Origin of the sequence: Janibacter hoylei PVAS-1, assembly GCF_004025845.1 — a bacterium.
Lineage (GTDB): Bacteria > Actinomycetota > Actinomycetes > Actinomycetales > Dermatophilaceae > Janibacter > Janibacter hoylei.
Map to the genome: position 1 here is coordinate 86610 of NZ_PIPF01000012.1, position 12179 is coordinate 98788.

At 71.4% G+C, this 12179-nt stretch carries 13 protein-coding genes; 3 read left to right on the top strand and 10 right to left on the bottom strand.

The window, feature by feature from the left end; translation table 11 throughout:
* From CWN80_RS12610 to dapE, 6 genes are all read right to left on the bottom strand, one after another.
* Positions 1 to 357, bottom strand: a complete 357-nt coding sequence (locus CWN80_RS12610; RefSeq protein WP_128277388.1) for a hypothetical protein — start codon at positions 355 to 357, stop codon at positions 1 to 3.
* A gap of 165 nt (positions 358 to 522) precedes the next feature.
* Entirely contained in the window at positions 523 to 699 is a 177-nt protein-coding gene (locus CWN80_RS12615) for a DUF3117 domain-containing protein (RefSeq protein ID WP_007923758.1), read from the bottom strand.
* Positions 700 to 837: 138 nt separating this feature from the next.
* Positions 838 to 2157 carry a hypothetical protein gene (locus CWN80_RS12620; protein WP_007923759.1) on the bottom strand — a complete coding sequence of 440 codons (1320 nt, stop codon included), beginning with the start codon at positions 2155 to 2157 and terminating at the stop codon, positions 838 to 840.
* Complete coding sequence (locus CWN80_RS12625) at positions 2135 to 2440, bottom strand: DivIVA domain-containing protein (RefSeq protein ID WP_128277389.1); 306 nt, start codon at positions 2438 to 2440, stop codon at positions 2135 to 2137. Before CWN80_RS12625 ends, CWN80_RS12620 begins: the two co-directional genes overlap by 23 nt.
* A 4-nt stretch (positions 2441 to 2444) precedes the next feature.
* On the bottom strand, positions 2445 to 3227 hold the full coding sequence (locus CWN80_RS12630; protein WP_007923761.1) for an LOG family protein: 783 nt from the start codon (positions 3225 to 3227) through the stop codon (positions 2445 to 2447).
* A gap of 9 nt (positions 3228 to 3236) precedes the next feature.
* A complete protein-coding gene (gene dapE, locus CWN80_RS12635) occupies positions 3237 to 4313 on the bottom strand; it encodes a succinyl-diaminopimelate desuccinylase (protein WP_007923762.1) in 1077 nt (358 codons plus the stop codon).
* Positions 4314 to 4519: 206 nt separating this feature from the next.
* Here dapE and dapD point away from each other — a divergent pair, with 206 nt between their 5' ends.
* Positions 4520 to 5452, top strand: coding sequence for a 2,3,4,5-tetrahydropyridine-2,6-dicarboxylate N-succinyltransferase (gene dapD / locus CWN80_RS12640; RefSeq protein ID WP_128277390.1), 933 nt, complete (start codon positions 4520 to 4522; stop codon positions 5450 to 5452).
* A gap of 2 nt (positions 5453 to 5454) precedes the next feature.
* A complete protein-coding gene (locus CWN80_RS15575; protein ID WP_192899866.1) occupies positions 5455 to 6327 on the top strand; it encodes a hypothetical protein in 873 nt (290 codons plus the stop codon).
* Between the two features lie 75 nt (positions 6328 to 6402).
* Here CWN80_RS15575 and CWN80_RS12650 read toward each other — a convergent pair whose 3' ends face one another.
* From CWN80_RS12650 to fdxA, 3 genes are all read right to left on the bottom strand, one after another.
* Positions 6403 to 7686 (bottom strand): citrate synthase, encoded by a 1284-nt coding sequence (locus tag CWN80_RS12650; protein WP_007923765.1) that lies wholly within the window; start codon positions 7684 to 7686, stop codon positions 6403 to 6405.
* A gap of 141 nt (positions 7687 to 7827) precedes the next feature.
* Entirely contained in the window at positions 7828 to 8982 is a 1155-nt protein-coding gene (gene dapC, locus CWN80_RS12655; protein WP_128277391.1) for a succinyldiaminopimelate transaminase, read from the bottom strand.
* Positions 8983 to 8995: 13 nt separating this feature from the next.
* Complete coding sequence (gene fdxA, locus CWN80_RS12660) at positions 8996 to 9322, bottom strand: ferredoxin (protein ID WP_007923767.1); 327 nt, start codon at positions 9320 to 9322, stop codon at positions 8996 to 8998.
* A gap of 22 nt (positions 9323 to 9344) precedes the next feature.
* On the opposite strand from fdxA, the gene CWN80_RS12665 reads away from it, so the two are divergent.
* Entirely contained in the window at positions 9345 to 10349 is a 1005-nt protein-coding gene (locus tag CWN80_RS12665; protein ID WP_128277392.1) for a GNAT family N-acetyltransferase, read from the top strand.
* 76 nt (positions 10350 to 10425) lie between these two features.
* Here the strand turns inward: CWN80_RS12665 and CWN80_RS12670 are convergent, their stop codons facing one another.
* Positions 10426 to 12177, bottom strand: a complete 1752-nt coding sequence (locus CWN80_RS12670; protein WP_007923769.1) for a VanW family protein — start codon at positions 12175 to 12177, stop codon at positions 10426 to 10428.
* Positions 12178 to 12179: the final 2 nt, after the last annotated feature.

A 12179-nucleotide genomic window follows, 5' to 3' on the forward strand; every position in this document is an offset into this window, starting at 1 on the left:
TCAGACGCTGCCCGGCCCGGGGCCGCGGCGGAACTGCGCCGGCCCCTCGGCGATCGCCACGACCTCGAAGGGGGTGATCTCCGTCGGGGCGGACCCGATGATCCGGCTGCCGACGGACTCGGCCGCGGTCGCCGTGAACTCGGTGCAGAAGTCGTCGCGGTCCTTGGCGGCGTCGAAGACGTAGGTGCCCTCGAACCACTCCCCCTCGACCATGCGCCAGGTCTTGAAGGCCAGACCGTCGAGGAACATGAAGTTGGCCATCGAGGTCCCGACGACGTACTCGCGCAGCTGCTCCGCGACGTCGTCGGGGGCGTCGCTCAGCGACCATCGGACGGCGAGCCCGTATCCAGCGTTCATCCAGCGTCCCTCGGTCCCGTCCTGATCTGCATGGTCCCGGCACCGTAACGAGTGCCCGCACGGGCGGGGAACCCCGTGTCATCATCCGAACGGCCACGCCGGCCGGTCGCCGCCCGGGCACGCGAGAGCCCCCGGACGCAGCGTGTCCGGGGGCTCTCGAGCGGGTTACTTCTGCAGGCCCTCGCAGTTGTCGATGGCCTCGCCGAGGGCGAGCACCTCGTCGGGCTTCATCTCGACGACGAGACGGCCACCGCCCTCGAGCGGCATGCGCAGGACGATGCCCCGGCCCTCCTTGACGACCTCGAGCGGACCATCCCCCGTGCGTGGCTTCATTGCCGCCATGTGCGATTCCCTTCGTTACAGACCGACCGGTCCGTCACCGGTCGGTGGCGCCAGAGGCGCCGACGCGTTGCCCCCATTATCCACCTCTTCGTCGTCACGGTCCTAATCCCTGCCGAGCGCGACCTGCTCGGCGACCGGTCACGGAGGCGTGACGTGCCACGGCACGTACGGCAGGAGACCGCACGACCACGCGAAGACACCGAACACCAGCACGAGCACGACGACCGCCGCGCGCCGCCGCCAGTGCCGCACGACGCGACCTCCGGTCGAGGTGCGCATGACGACGGACGCCACGAGAGCCGCGAGCGGGAAGTCGAGGAGCAGGAAGCGCCACATGCTCGTGATCGGGCGGACGACGGCGAAGAGGTAGAGCGGGTACATGAGGGCCCACATGCGCACCTCGAGCGGGATCCACGAGCCGTGTCGGCCGATGACGAGCGCGAGGTAGGTCGCGACGAGCGCCACCATGACGACGACCGCGAGCAGTCCGCGCTGCTCCCACGCCCAGCTGAACCACAGGACGAAGGGGCCCTGGTCGGGGCGCTGGCCCCACGCCGCCTGCACCTGGAAGAAGGCATCGGGCAGCCCGGAGAGGTAGCCCACGGTCATCGGCCAGGCGATGCCGGAGATGCCGGTGGCCAAGCACATGAGGACGATGCGGGTGCGGTCGTGGGCAAAGGGAGCGGTGCCGCTCTCCCTGTCGTCGCGCCAGCGCAGCCACAGGTGCGCCAGGACCGCGAGGCCGAGGGGGGCCGCGACGCCGCGGGTGAAGCCGAGGAGGAGCGCGATGAGGGCGACGGTCAGGTAGCGCCCCCGCATGAGCATGAGGAGGGCGGCGGCGATGAGCACCGCGGCGAGCGCCTCGGTGTAGGGCAGGAGCATGACGCCGGTGGCCGGGTAGAAGCACCACAACGCGGCCGCGACGAAGGCGAGCCGCTCGCGGGCCGGCTGGCTCGCGGCGTGGCCGGGGAAGCTCAGGACCTTCCAGACGAGGACGACCGCGGCCGCGCCGAGCGCGAGGTTGAGCAGGACCGCGGCGGCGGTGAAGGGCAGACCGGTGACCATGAGGAGGCGCACGAGTCCCGGGAAGAGCGGGAAGAAGGCCCAGGCGCTGTAGGTGATCTGCCCGGTCTCGGGGTCGGCGGGGAGCGGGATCGGGTAGCCCTCGGTGACGATCCGCCGGTACCACTCCGTGTCCCACAGGCGAAACATGTCGGGCAGACCCGGGTCGAGGTGCCCGACGCCGGCCGGTGACTGGTAGTAGTGCGCGGCCACCCAGATGCCGAGCAGCGCGACGAGTCGGCTGATCGCGTAGATGACGAGCAGCGCGCGGACCGGCCGGGCGAGGACGGCCCGGCCGGCTGCGGAGCGGCCCGCGGAGGTGCGCCACCACGAGGACGAAGGGAGCCTCCCCCCGGCCTCGCCGGTGGTCGGGTCAGTCGAGGCCCGGGTCGTCATCACGACGCTCGCCGCGACCGGGACGATCCATCTCGAGCTCGGCGATGCGTTGCTGCAGCCGGTCGAGGACCTCGTCGACCTGGTCCATGCGGTACCCCCGCAGCGCGGTGTCGAAGCGCACCAGGTCGATGTCGTCAGCAGCCCACGCCCCTTCCGGCAGACCGTGGTGGGGGGTGGACCCGACGGGCTCGGCCATGGGGTCGGGCGTCAGGCGACCGGTGACGACGGCGACGAGGACGACGACGACGAAGACCGCGACGAGGGCGAAGAGGATCCACACCATGGCGTCACTCCGGCTGCTCGGGGGTCACGGGGCGCACCCGCGCCGACTCACGCTTGACGTACTCGACGGCCTCGGTGAGGTCGTCGGTGACGTACAGCCGGTCGATGTCGTCGGGGCTGATCATGCCGCCCCCGAGGACCGAACCCCGCAGCCAGTCGATGAGACCGGCCCAGTAGTCGACGCCGATGAGCACGATGGGGAAGCTCGTCACCTTGCCCGTCTGGGCGAGGGTCACGGCCTCGAAGACCTCGTCGAGGGTGCCGAAGCCACCGGGCAGGACGACGAAGCCCTCGCTGTACTTGACGAACATCGTCTTGCGGGCGAAGAAGTAGCGGAAGTTGATGCCGAGGTCGCAGTAGGGGTTGAGCCCGGCCTCGAAGGGCAGCTCGATGCCCAGGCCCACGCTCGTGCCACCGGCCTCGCGGGCACCGCGGTTGGCGGCCTCCATCGCGCCGGGGCCGCCACCGGTGATGACGGCGTAGCCGGCCTCGGCGACGAGACGACCGAGCTCGACGCCCTGGGCGTAGCCGGGCGAGTCGGCGGGGGTGCGGGCGCTGCCGAAGATGCTCACGGCGGGCCCGAGCTCGGCGAGCGCGCCGAAGCCCTCGACGAACTCGGCCTGGATGCGCAGGACGCGCCACGGGTCGGTGTGCAACCAGTCGGCGTGCCCCTTGTCGTCGAGCAGGCGCTGGTCGGTCGTCGACTTGGGCACCTGACGGCCGCGCATGAGCACGGGTCCCTTGTGGTACCACCGGTCGCTGGCGGGCTGGTTCCCCTGATCGGTCACGTCGCGACCCTACGCGAGCCAGCGCAGCACGGCGGCCTCCGCCGCGGTGATCTGCTCGACCGGGCAGCGCTCCTCGTCGTGGTGGGCGAGGTTGGGGTCGCCCGGGCCGAAGTTGACGGCCGGGATGCCGAGCGCGCTGAAGCGGGCGACGTCGGTCCAGCCCTCCTTGGGCCCGACGGGCACGTCGAGGGCGGCGACGAAGGCCTGCGCCGCCGGCAGGTCGAGCCCCGGCCGGGCCCCTTCGGCGACGTCGCGCAGGTGCAGCTCGCGGCCGGGCAGCACGGTCTGGACATAGGCGAGGGCGGCTTCGGTGTCCTTGTCCGGGCTGAAGCGGTAGTTGATGAGCACGCTGCAGCTGTCGGGGATGACGTTGCCGGCGATGCCGCCGCTGATGCCGACCGCCTGGAGGGCCTCGTGGTACTCGAGGCCGTCGACGGTGACGGTCTGCTCCTCGTGGGCCGCGAGGGCGGCGAGCACCTCGTGGGCGTCGTGGATGGCGTTGTGGCCGTTCCACGGGCGGGCCGAGTGGGCGGCGATGCCCTTGGTGACCACCTCGACGCGCATCGTGCCCTTGCAGCCCCCTTCGACCGTGGCGTTGGTCGGCTCGAGGAGCACGGCGAAGTCCGCGGCGAGCAGCTCGGGGTCGGACTCCGCGAGCAGCTGCAGACCGTTGTAGACGGCGTCGACCTCCTCGGCCTCGTAGAAGAGGAAGGTGACGTCGCGGCTCGGCTCCTCGACGAGGGCGGCCTTGAGCTGGACGGCGACCCCGCCCTTCATGTCGACGGTGCCGCGCCCCCACAGCACGTCGACCCCGCCGACCTGCTCACGTCGGGTCGGCAGGTTGGCCGGCTCGCTCGTCAGCGGCACGGTGTCGATGTGGCCGGCGAGCACGACCCGCTCGTCGCGGGCGAGGTCGGTGCGGGCGATGACCGTGTTGCCCCGCCGGATCACCTCGAGATGACGAAGGGGGCGCAGCGCGGCCTCGATCGCGTCGGCGATCGGCCCCTCCTCGTGGCTGACCGACTCGATGTCGCACAGCTGCTGGGTGAGGGTGACGACGTCGGCGGTGAGATCCAGGCTCGGCATGGAGCCAACCCTAGGCGCTGCGCCCACCCGCCTCTCCCCCCTCGCACGTACCCCCGGCTCCCCACCGCATTTCCCCAGGGAAATCACCACCCCCCACCGCATTTCCCTAGGGAAATCACCACCCCAGATGACATTTCCCTAGGGAAATGCGGGGCGGGGGATCACGGGTTGGTCGGCGCAGGCGGCCGTTTCGTAGGATCTGGGCCATGACGACGACGCGCGCAGCCTGGGGCCACGGCGTGGCCACCGTGACGACAGAGGGCACCGTCCTCGACACTTGGTACCCCGAGCCGGCGCTCGGCGAGGCCCCCGAGGCCACACAGGTCCCCGAGGAGCTCGTGGCGCTCGCCGGCGAGGACGCCGCCCGCGGCGTGCGCACCGAGGTCGTCACCGTCGCCATCGACCTCGACGCGGCCCCCGAGGGCGCCTCCGACGCCTACCTGCGCCTCCACCTGCTCTCCCACCGCCTCGTCCAGCCCAACACGATCAACCTCGACGGCCTCTTCGGCCAGCTGAGCAATGTCGTGTGGACCAACCACGGCCCGTGCGCGGTCGATGGCTTCGAGACCACTCGCGCCCGGCTGCGCGCCCGCGGCCCGGTCCAGGTGACGAGCATCGACAAGTTCCCCCGGCTCACCGATTACGTCACCCCCTCCGGCGTGCGCATCGGCGACGCCGACCGCGTCCGCCTCGGCGCCCACCTCGCCTCCGGCACGACCGTCATGCACGAGGGCTTCGTCAACTTCAACGCCGGCACCCTCGGCACCTCGATGGTCGAGGGTCGCATCAGCCAGGGCGTCGTCGTCGGCGACGGCTCCGACATCGGCGGGGGCGCCTCGACGATGGGCACCCTCTCCGGCGGCGGCACCGAGCGCGTCGCCATCGGCGAGCGCTGCCTCGTCGGCGCCGAGGCCGGTGTGGGCATCGCCCTGGGCGACGACTGCGTCGTCGAGGCCGGCCTCTACGTCACCGCCGGCACCAAGGTCACGCTGCCCGATGGCGCCGTCGTCAAGGCCGCCGAGCTCTCCGGCCGCAGCGGCCTGCTCTTCGTCCGCAACTCCGTCACGGGCACGGTCGAGGCCCGCGACCGCACGGGCCACGGCATCGCGCTCAACGACGCCTTGCACGCCAACGACTGACCGTGCCCAGAGCCGAGCACCCGCCGCTGGACGACGAGGGCGGGCCCCGGTGGCTGACCGCCATCGCCGCCCTGTGCGCGCTCGCCCTCGTCGGGGGCATCGGCCTCTGGTACGCCCGCGACCGCGTCGGTCTCTTCCTCGGTGAGGAGTGCCGGGCGACCGCGCTCGAGCAGAGCGTCAGCTTCCGACCCGACCAGATGAACCACGCGAGCACCATCGTGCTCCTCGGGGTCAAGCGTGGTCTGCCCGCCCGCGCCGGCACGATCGCCATCGCCACGGCGATCCAGGAGTCGAAGCTGCGCAACCTCTCCTACGGCGACCGCGACTCCGTCGGCCTCTTCCAGCAGCGCCCCAGCCAGGGCTGGGGCAACGAGACGCAGCTCCAGGACCCCGTCTACGCCACCAACGCCTTCTACGACGCCCTCGTCAAGGTCGACGGCTGGCAGGACATGGTCATCACGGAGATCGCCCAGGAGGTCCAGCGCAGCGGCTACCCCGAGGCCTACGCCGACCACGAGCAGGAGGGGCGGACCATCGCCTCGGCGCTGAGCGGCCACTCCCCGGGCGGTCTCGTCTGCCGCCTCGACGGCCCCGAGGCCGCTGGCCGCCCCGACCGGCTCGTCGCCGCCATCACGGAGCAGACCGGGCAGACGGCCACCGCCGACGGGCAGAGCGTCACCGTCGAGGCCACCGACGAGCGGCACGGCTGGGCCGTCGGCGCCTGGGCCGTCGCCCAGGCCAAGGCCCGCAACATCACCAGCGTGCAGGTCGGCGACCGGGTGTGGACCCGCGACTCCGGCGACTCCGCGATGGAGTGGGGCTCCGCCGACGCGGCGCCTGCCACCCACGTGGTCATCACGCTCCACGAGGGCTGAGCCCACCCCCTTCGCCGGACACGCGTCGGCCCCCTCCGCCCGAGAGCGAAGGGGGCCGACGTCACGTCGTCGACATCAGCGACCGTCGATGGCGACGTAGTCGCGCTCGGTGGGGCCGGTGTAGATCTGGCGCGGGCGGCCGATCTTGGTGGCCGGGTCCTCGATCATCTCGCGCCACTGGGCGATCCAGCCGGGGAGACGGCCGATCGCGAAGAGCACGGTGAACATCTTCGGCTGGAAGCCCATGGCCGTGTAGATCAGACCGGTGTAGAAGTCGACGTTGGGGTAGAGCTTTCGCTCGACGAAGTAGTCGTCCGCGAGGGCGATCTCCTCGAGCTTCATGGCGATCTCGAGCTGCTCGTCGCCGCCCATCTTCTCGAGCACGGAGTGCGCAGTCTCCTTGACGATCGCCGCGCGCGGGTCGTAGCTCTTGTAGACGCGGTGCCCGAAGCCCATGAGGCGGACACCGTCCTCCTTGTTCTTCACCTTCTTCATGAAGGTCTCGGCGCCGTGGTCGGCGGCCTGGATCTGCTGGAGCATCTCGAGCACGGCCTGGTTGGCGCCACCGTGCAGCGGGCCGGAGAGGGCGTGGATGCCGGCGGAGACGGAGTTGAAGAGGTTGGCGTGGGCCGAGCCGACGAGGCGCACCGTCGAGGTCGAGCAGTTCTGCTCGTGGTCGGCGTGCAGGATGAAGAGCTGGTCGAGCGCCGCGACGATCTCCGGGTCGAGCTCGTAGGGCTCGGCCGGGAAACCGAAGGTCATCCGGAGGAAGTTTTCGGTCAGGCTCAGCGAGTTGTCCGGGTACAGGAAGGGCTGGCCGACGCTCTTCTTGTGCGCGTAGGCGGCGATCGTCGGCAGCTTCGCCAGGAGACGGATCGTCGAGATCTCGACGTGCTCCGGGTCGAAGGGGTCGAGGCTGTCCTGGTAGAAGGTGCCCAGCGCCGAGACGGCCGAGGACAGCACGGGCATCGGGTGCGCGTCCCGCGGGAAGCCGTTGAAGAAGGCCTTGAGGTCCTCGTGGAGCATCGTGTGGCGCGAGATGCGCTCCTCGAAGTCACCCAGCTGGTCGGCCGTCGGCAGCTCCCCGTAGATGAGCAGGTAGGCGACCTCGACGAAGGAGGACTTGCTCGCCAGCTGCTCGATCGGGTAGCCGCGGTAGCGCAGGATCCCCGCGTCACCGTCGATGTACGTGATGTCGCTCTTGCACGACGCGGTGTTGACGAAGCCCACGTCGAGCGTCGTGTTGCCGGTCTCCTTCATGAGCGAGGAGATGTCGTAGCCGTGGTTGCCCTCGCTGGCCTCGACGAGCGGGAAGGTCAGGTCCTTGCCTGCGGCGGAGAAGGTGGCGTCAGCGGTCATGAAGTATCTACCCTTCGATCGTGCCGTGCCGCGGAGGCGGTGGCCCCGGGCATGCGTTTCACTGACGAAACTACCTCAGCGGTGGTGTGGGTCACCACGCGGGGTGCCCCGTGCGGCCGGACCTGCGCGCCGCGCGACGGCTCAGCCGTCGAGGCGAGCGACGGCGGCGGCGATGCGCTCGTCGGTCGCCGAGAGCGCGACCCGCACGTGCTGCTCGCCGGCCACGCCGTAGAAGTCCCCGGGCGCGACGAGGATGCCCAGGTCGGCGAGCCGGTCGACGGTCACGCGCGAGGGCTCCCCCGCGGTCGCCCACAGGTAGAGGCCGGCCTCGGAGTCGTCGATCCGCAGCCCCCACCGCTCGAGCGCAGGGCGCAGCGCGGCCCGTCGCGCCCGGTATCGCTCGCGCTGCACGGCGACGTGCTCGTCATCGCTCACGGCGGTGAGCAGAGCCCGCTGGACCGGCCAGGGCACGATCATGCCCGCGTGCTTGCGCACCTCGAGCAGGGAGCGCACGAGTGTCGGGTCGCCTGCGGCGAAGGCCGCGCGGTAGCCGGCGAGGTTGGACTGCTTCGACGTCGAGTAGACGACGAGCAGGCCCTCGTGGGAGCCGCCCGTCACCCGCGGGTCGAGGAGCGAAGGGGTCGTCGGCAGGGCCGCGTCCCCGCCGCGGTCGCTCTGGTCGCGCCAGTCGAGCTCGGCGTAGCACTCGTCGGAGGCGACGACGACGCCGCGCTCGCGGGCCCACGCGACGACCTTGGCCAGGTGCTCGACACCGAGCACCTTGCCCGTCGGGTTGCTCGGGGTGTTGAGCCACAGCAGCTTCGGAGCGGTGGCCGCGGTCGTCGGGCCGAAGGCCGTCGTGGCATCGGCGGCGAAGGGGGTGGCCCCGGCGATCCGTGTCCCCACGTCGTAGGTCGGGTAGGCGATGCGGGGGAAGGCGACGACGTCGCCGGCCCCCAGGCCGAGCAGGGCCGGCAGCCACGCGACGAGCTCCTTGGACCCCACCGTCGGCAGGACGCCGTCGGGGTCGACGCCCGGGGCGCCGCGCCGTCGCTCGAACCACTGTCCGATCGCCTCGCGCAGGTCCGCGGTGCCCCAGGTCTGCGGGTAGCCGGGGGCGTCCGCGGCGTCGCGCAGCGCCTGCTGGACCACCTCGGGCGTGGGGTCGACCGGGGTGCCGACCGACAGGTCGACGATGCCCTCGCCCTGCGCCGGGTCGTCGGACGAAAAGGCTCTCGCCCGCTCCTTGGCCGGAGCGAGCGAGTCCCAGGGGAAGTCGGGCAGGGAGGAGATCACGGGTGGCCCGTCGTCACTCGTCGTGCTCCTGCGGCGGCAGGGCCGCGACGATCGGGTGGTCCTTGTCGATCATGCCCATCTTGGCGGCACCGCCGGGGCTGCCGAGGTCGTCGAAGAACTCGACATTGGCCTTGTAGAAGTCGGCCCACTCCTCGGGGGTGTCGTCCTCGTAGTAGATGGCCTCGACGGGGCACACGGGCTCGCAGGCGCCGCAGTCGACGCACTCGTCGGGGTGGATGTAGAGACTGCGCTTGCCCTCGTAGATGCAGTCGACAGGGCACTCCTCGATGCAGGCCTTGTCCTTGAGGTCCACACACGGCTGCGCGATCACGTACGTCATGCGGCCCATACTATGACGCCTCATGAGCGACGTGACGGTGGGCCTCACCACAGGCGGGCGCGTCGCCGTCCGCTCCCGCATCGACCCTCCGCCGGCCTGCGGCCCCACCCTCACCGACACCGTCGGCGAGCTGCTCCGGCTCGACGAGGAGACGCTCACCGTCCGCACCCGCCACGGTGACGTCACCCTCCGTCGGGAGCACGTCGTCGCCAGCCGCGCGATCCCGCCACGCCCCGCCCGGCGCGGCGCACCGCACCGGGCCATCGGCATCGAGGACCTCCACCTCGTCATGACCCGTGGCCAGCCCGGCCTGGCGGAGGCTCGGCTCGGGGCGAAGGGAGCCGGCTGGCTCCTGCGGGCCGGCGCCGGGTGGACGGGTCGCTCCAACTCCGCTCTGCCCGTGGGCGACCCGGGCATGCCGCTCGACGCGGCCGTCGACGCCGTCGAGGCCTGGTACGACGAGCGCGGACTCCCCCCGCTGCTCATGCTCCCCCGCCCCCCGCGCGCGAGGACCGCGGACGACCCGCTCGGCGCACTGCTCCTCGTCCGCGGCTGGCGCGAGCTGCCTCCCGCGGACGTGCTCACCGGCCGCACCGCCGACCTCGTGGCACACGTGGACCCGCCGGCCGGGGTCAGCCTGACGAGCTCGGGGGCCCCCGACGAGGCGTGGTTCACGGGCAGCTCCCCCCGCCTGCGCGACCACCTCGACGCGGCCCGGCAGGTCCTCGCCCTGCCGCCGCGGCAGGTCTTCCTCACCGCCCACGACGAAGGGGGCGTCGCCGGCGTCGCGCGGGTGGCGATGAACGACGGCTGGGCCGGCGTCTTCGGCGTGCATGTCTCCCCCGCGCACCGCGGCCGGGGTCTCGGTCGCTGGCTCACCGTCGAGGCGCTGCGGGCGGCCGAGCGCGCCGGCGCCACCCTCACCTACCTGCAGGTCGAGCAGGACAACGCCCCCGCCCAGCACCTCTACCGCAGCCTCGGCCTCACGCCCCACCACGACTACGTCTACCTCGCCCGCCGCGGCTGAGCGACTCCCTTCGAGACGGCGCTGGCGCGCCGCCCACGCGGGACGTGGGACCCACTCAGGGAGCGTGGGAGGCGGATCAGGGGTTGGTGCAGGTGACGTCGTCCTGGGGGATGTAGCGGGTGGTGAAGCTCGAGCTCTTCACCGTCTTGCCGTCCTTGATGAACTGGCGCCCGATGTCGACCGAAAAGCCGGGGGCCGGCGACTGGGGCACGCAGCCCTTCGTGTTGTCGGTGATCGTCTTGGGCGGCGTGATGTTCTTGCGGGCGCTCTTGGTCGCCTTGATCTCGTCGTACTTCTTGCGGCCGTGGAAGGTCACGGTGACCTCGTTGCCGCTCACCGAGGCCGAGATGAGGATGCCGGCGCCGGTGTCGTTGGTGAAGCGGTTGTCGACGTCGGGCCACGAGATCGTCGCCTCGCGCCCCTCCGGGTAGCGGGAGATGTAGAAGGAGTGCGGGTGGAACTCCTCGATCTTGGCCCCGGAGAAGAAGACAGCGTTGAAGAGCGTCGTCGACAGCTGCGAGATGCCGCCGCCGTAGTCGTTGGTCAGCCGACCACCGCTGATGACGCCGGCCTTCTGGTAGCCCTTGGCCGCGGTGCGCTGCCCGAGCTGCTGGTTGAGCGAAAAGGTCTCGCCCGGCGCGACGTAGGCACCGTCGAGCTGGCGGGCCGCGATCTTGATGTTGTTGGTCCGCACGCCACCCGCGTCCGGCAGGTAGGTCGTGAAGGTCGACAGCTCCTCCTGCGGGAGGGTCTTCTTCGCCTCGGCGGTCGTCAGCTCCGGCTGTGACTCCTGCGAGTCGGCGGCGACCTTGCGCTCGTCGCCCTTCTTCTTCATCGCCTCGACGACCTTGGCGCCCAGGCCGTCCTCCTTGAGCGCCAGTCCGGTGCTCGAGGGGGTGACGTCGAAGTCGGAGCCGCCGCGGTGGACCACCCCGGCGTCCTTGGCCTCGCGGAAGAGACCCGACGACGAGCCGGCCGACAGGGTCGCCTTGGCGACCTTGGCCTCGTCGACGCTCGCCGAGAGCCTGCCCTTGTCGTCCTTGATCGAGACGGCACCGGCGAGCTGGTCGGCCGGCACGGTGAAGGAGATGGTCTTGTCCTCCCCTTCGCCCTGCGGGTCGGTCGTCGTCACGGTCACCGGACCGGCGACGAGGGGCTCGAGGTCGTCCTTGGCGAAGCGGTCGATCTCGGCCTGGGTGAGCTGGGGCGCCGGCTCCGTGGTGGGTGCGTCGAAGGAGCGCTCGGCGGGCCACTCATCCGCGATGGACTCGACCACCGCGTCACGGTCAACGCTCAGCCCGGGCTTGGAGGCGGTCTTCTTCACCGTCGCGCCCTCGAGGGTCACCTTGCCCTCGACCGGCTCCTTGTCGAGCATCGACGTCTTGGCGTCGACTGCGTCGGCGAGCGCCTGCTCGTCGACGGCCACCTCGACGTCACGCTCGACACCACCGCGCACGTGGTGCCACAGGTCGACGGGGTTGAGGCTGAAGCCGGTCAGCCCGTCGACGGAGCCCGCGTAGTCGTAGGACAGCCCGGCGTCCGCGGGCTCCAGCTCGACCTCCTTGCCGTCCACCGTCACGGTGACCGGCCGCGCCTCCTCGTCGGAGAGCTCGTCCTCGAGAGCCTGCTGCGCCTCCGACGGGGTCTTGCCGCCGATGGCCACCCCGCCGATGCGGGTGTCTGCAGGCACCTTGTCGCCGAAGTACAGCGCCGCCGCGGCGTACAGGCCGGCGAGCACCATGAGCACGAAGGCCACGGCCAGGAGGGTGCGCCCGCGGCGTGGACGATCGAGGACCTCGTCCTCGGTCCAGCTGTCGTGGTCGGTCATCT

Bases quoted from the DNA above. Each gene is read 5' to 3' on its own strand.
- CWN80_RS12610 (WP_128277388.1), bottom strand. From the start codon at position 357: ATGAACGCTGGATACGGGCTCGCCGTCCGATGGTCGCTGAGCGACGCC.
- CWN80_RS12615 (WP_007923758.1), bottom strand. From the start codon at position 699: ATGGCGGCAATGAAGCCACGCACGGGGGATGGTCCGCTCGAGGTCGTC.
- CWN80_RS12620 (WP_007923759.1), bottom strand. From the start codon at position 2,157: ATGACGACCCGGGCCTCGACTGACCCGACCACCGGCGAGGCCGGGGGG.
- CWN80_RS12625 (WP_128277389.1), bottom strand. From the start codon at position 2,440: ATGGTGTGGATCCTCTTCGCCCTCGTCGCGGTCTTCGTCGTCGTCGTC.
- dapE (WP_007923762.1), bottom strand. From the start codon at position 4,313: ATGCCGAGCCTGGATCTCACCGCCGACGTCGTCACCCTCACCCAGCAG.
- dapD (WP_128277390.1), top strand. From the start codon at position 4,520: ATGACGACGACGCGCGCAGCCTGGGGCCACGGCGTGGCCACCGTGACG.
- CWN80_RS12650 (WP_007923765.1), bottom strand. From the start codon at position 7,686: ATGACCGCTGACGCCACCTTCTCCGCCGCAGGCAAGGACCTGACCTTC.
- fdxA (WP_007923767.1), bottom strand. From the start codon at position 9,322: ATGACGTACGTGATCGCGCAGCCGTGTGTGGACCTCAAGGACAAGGCC.
- CWN80_RS12665 (WP_128277392.1), top strand. From the start codon at position 9,345: ATGAGCGACGTGACGGTGGGCCTCACCACAGGCGGGCGCGTCGCCGTC.
- CWN80_RS12670 (WP_007923769.1), bottom strand. From the start codon at position 12,177: ATGACCGACCACGACAGCTGGACCGAGGACGAGGTCCTCGATCGTCCA.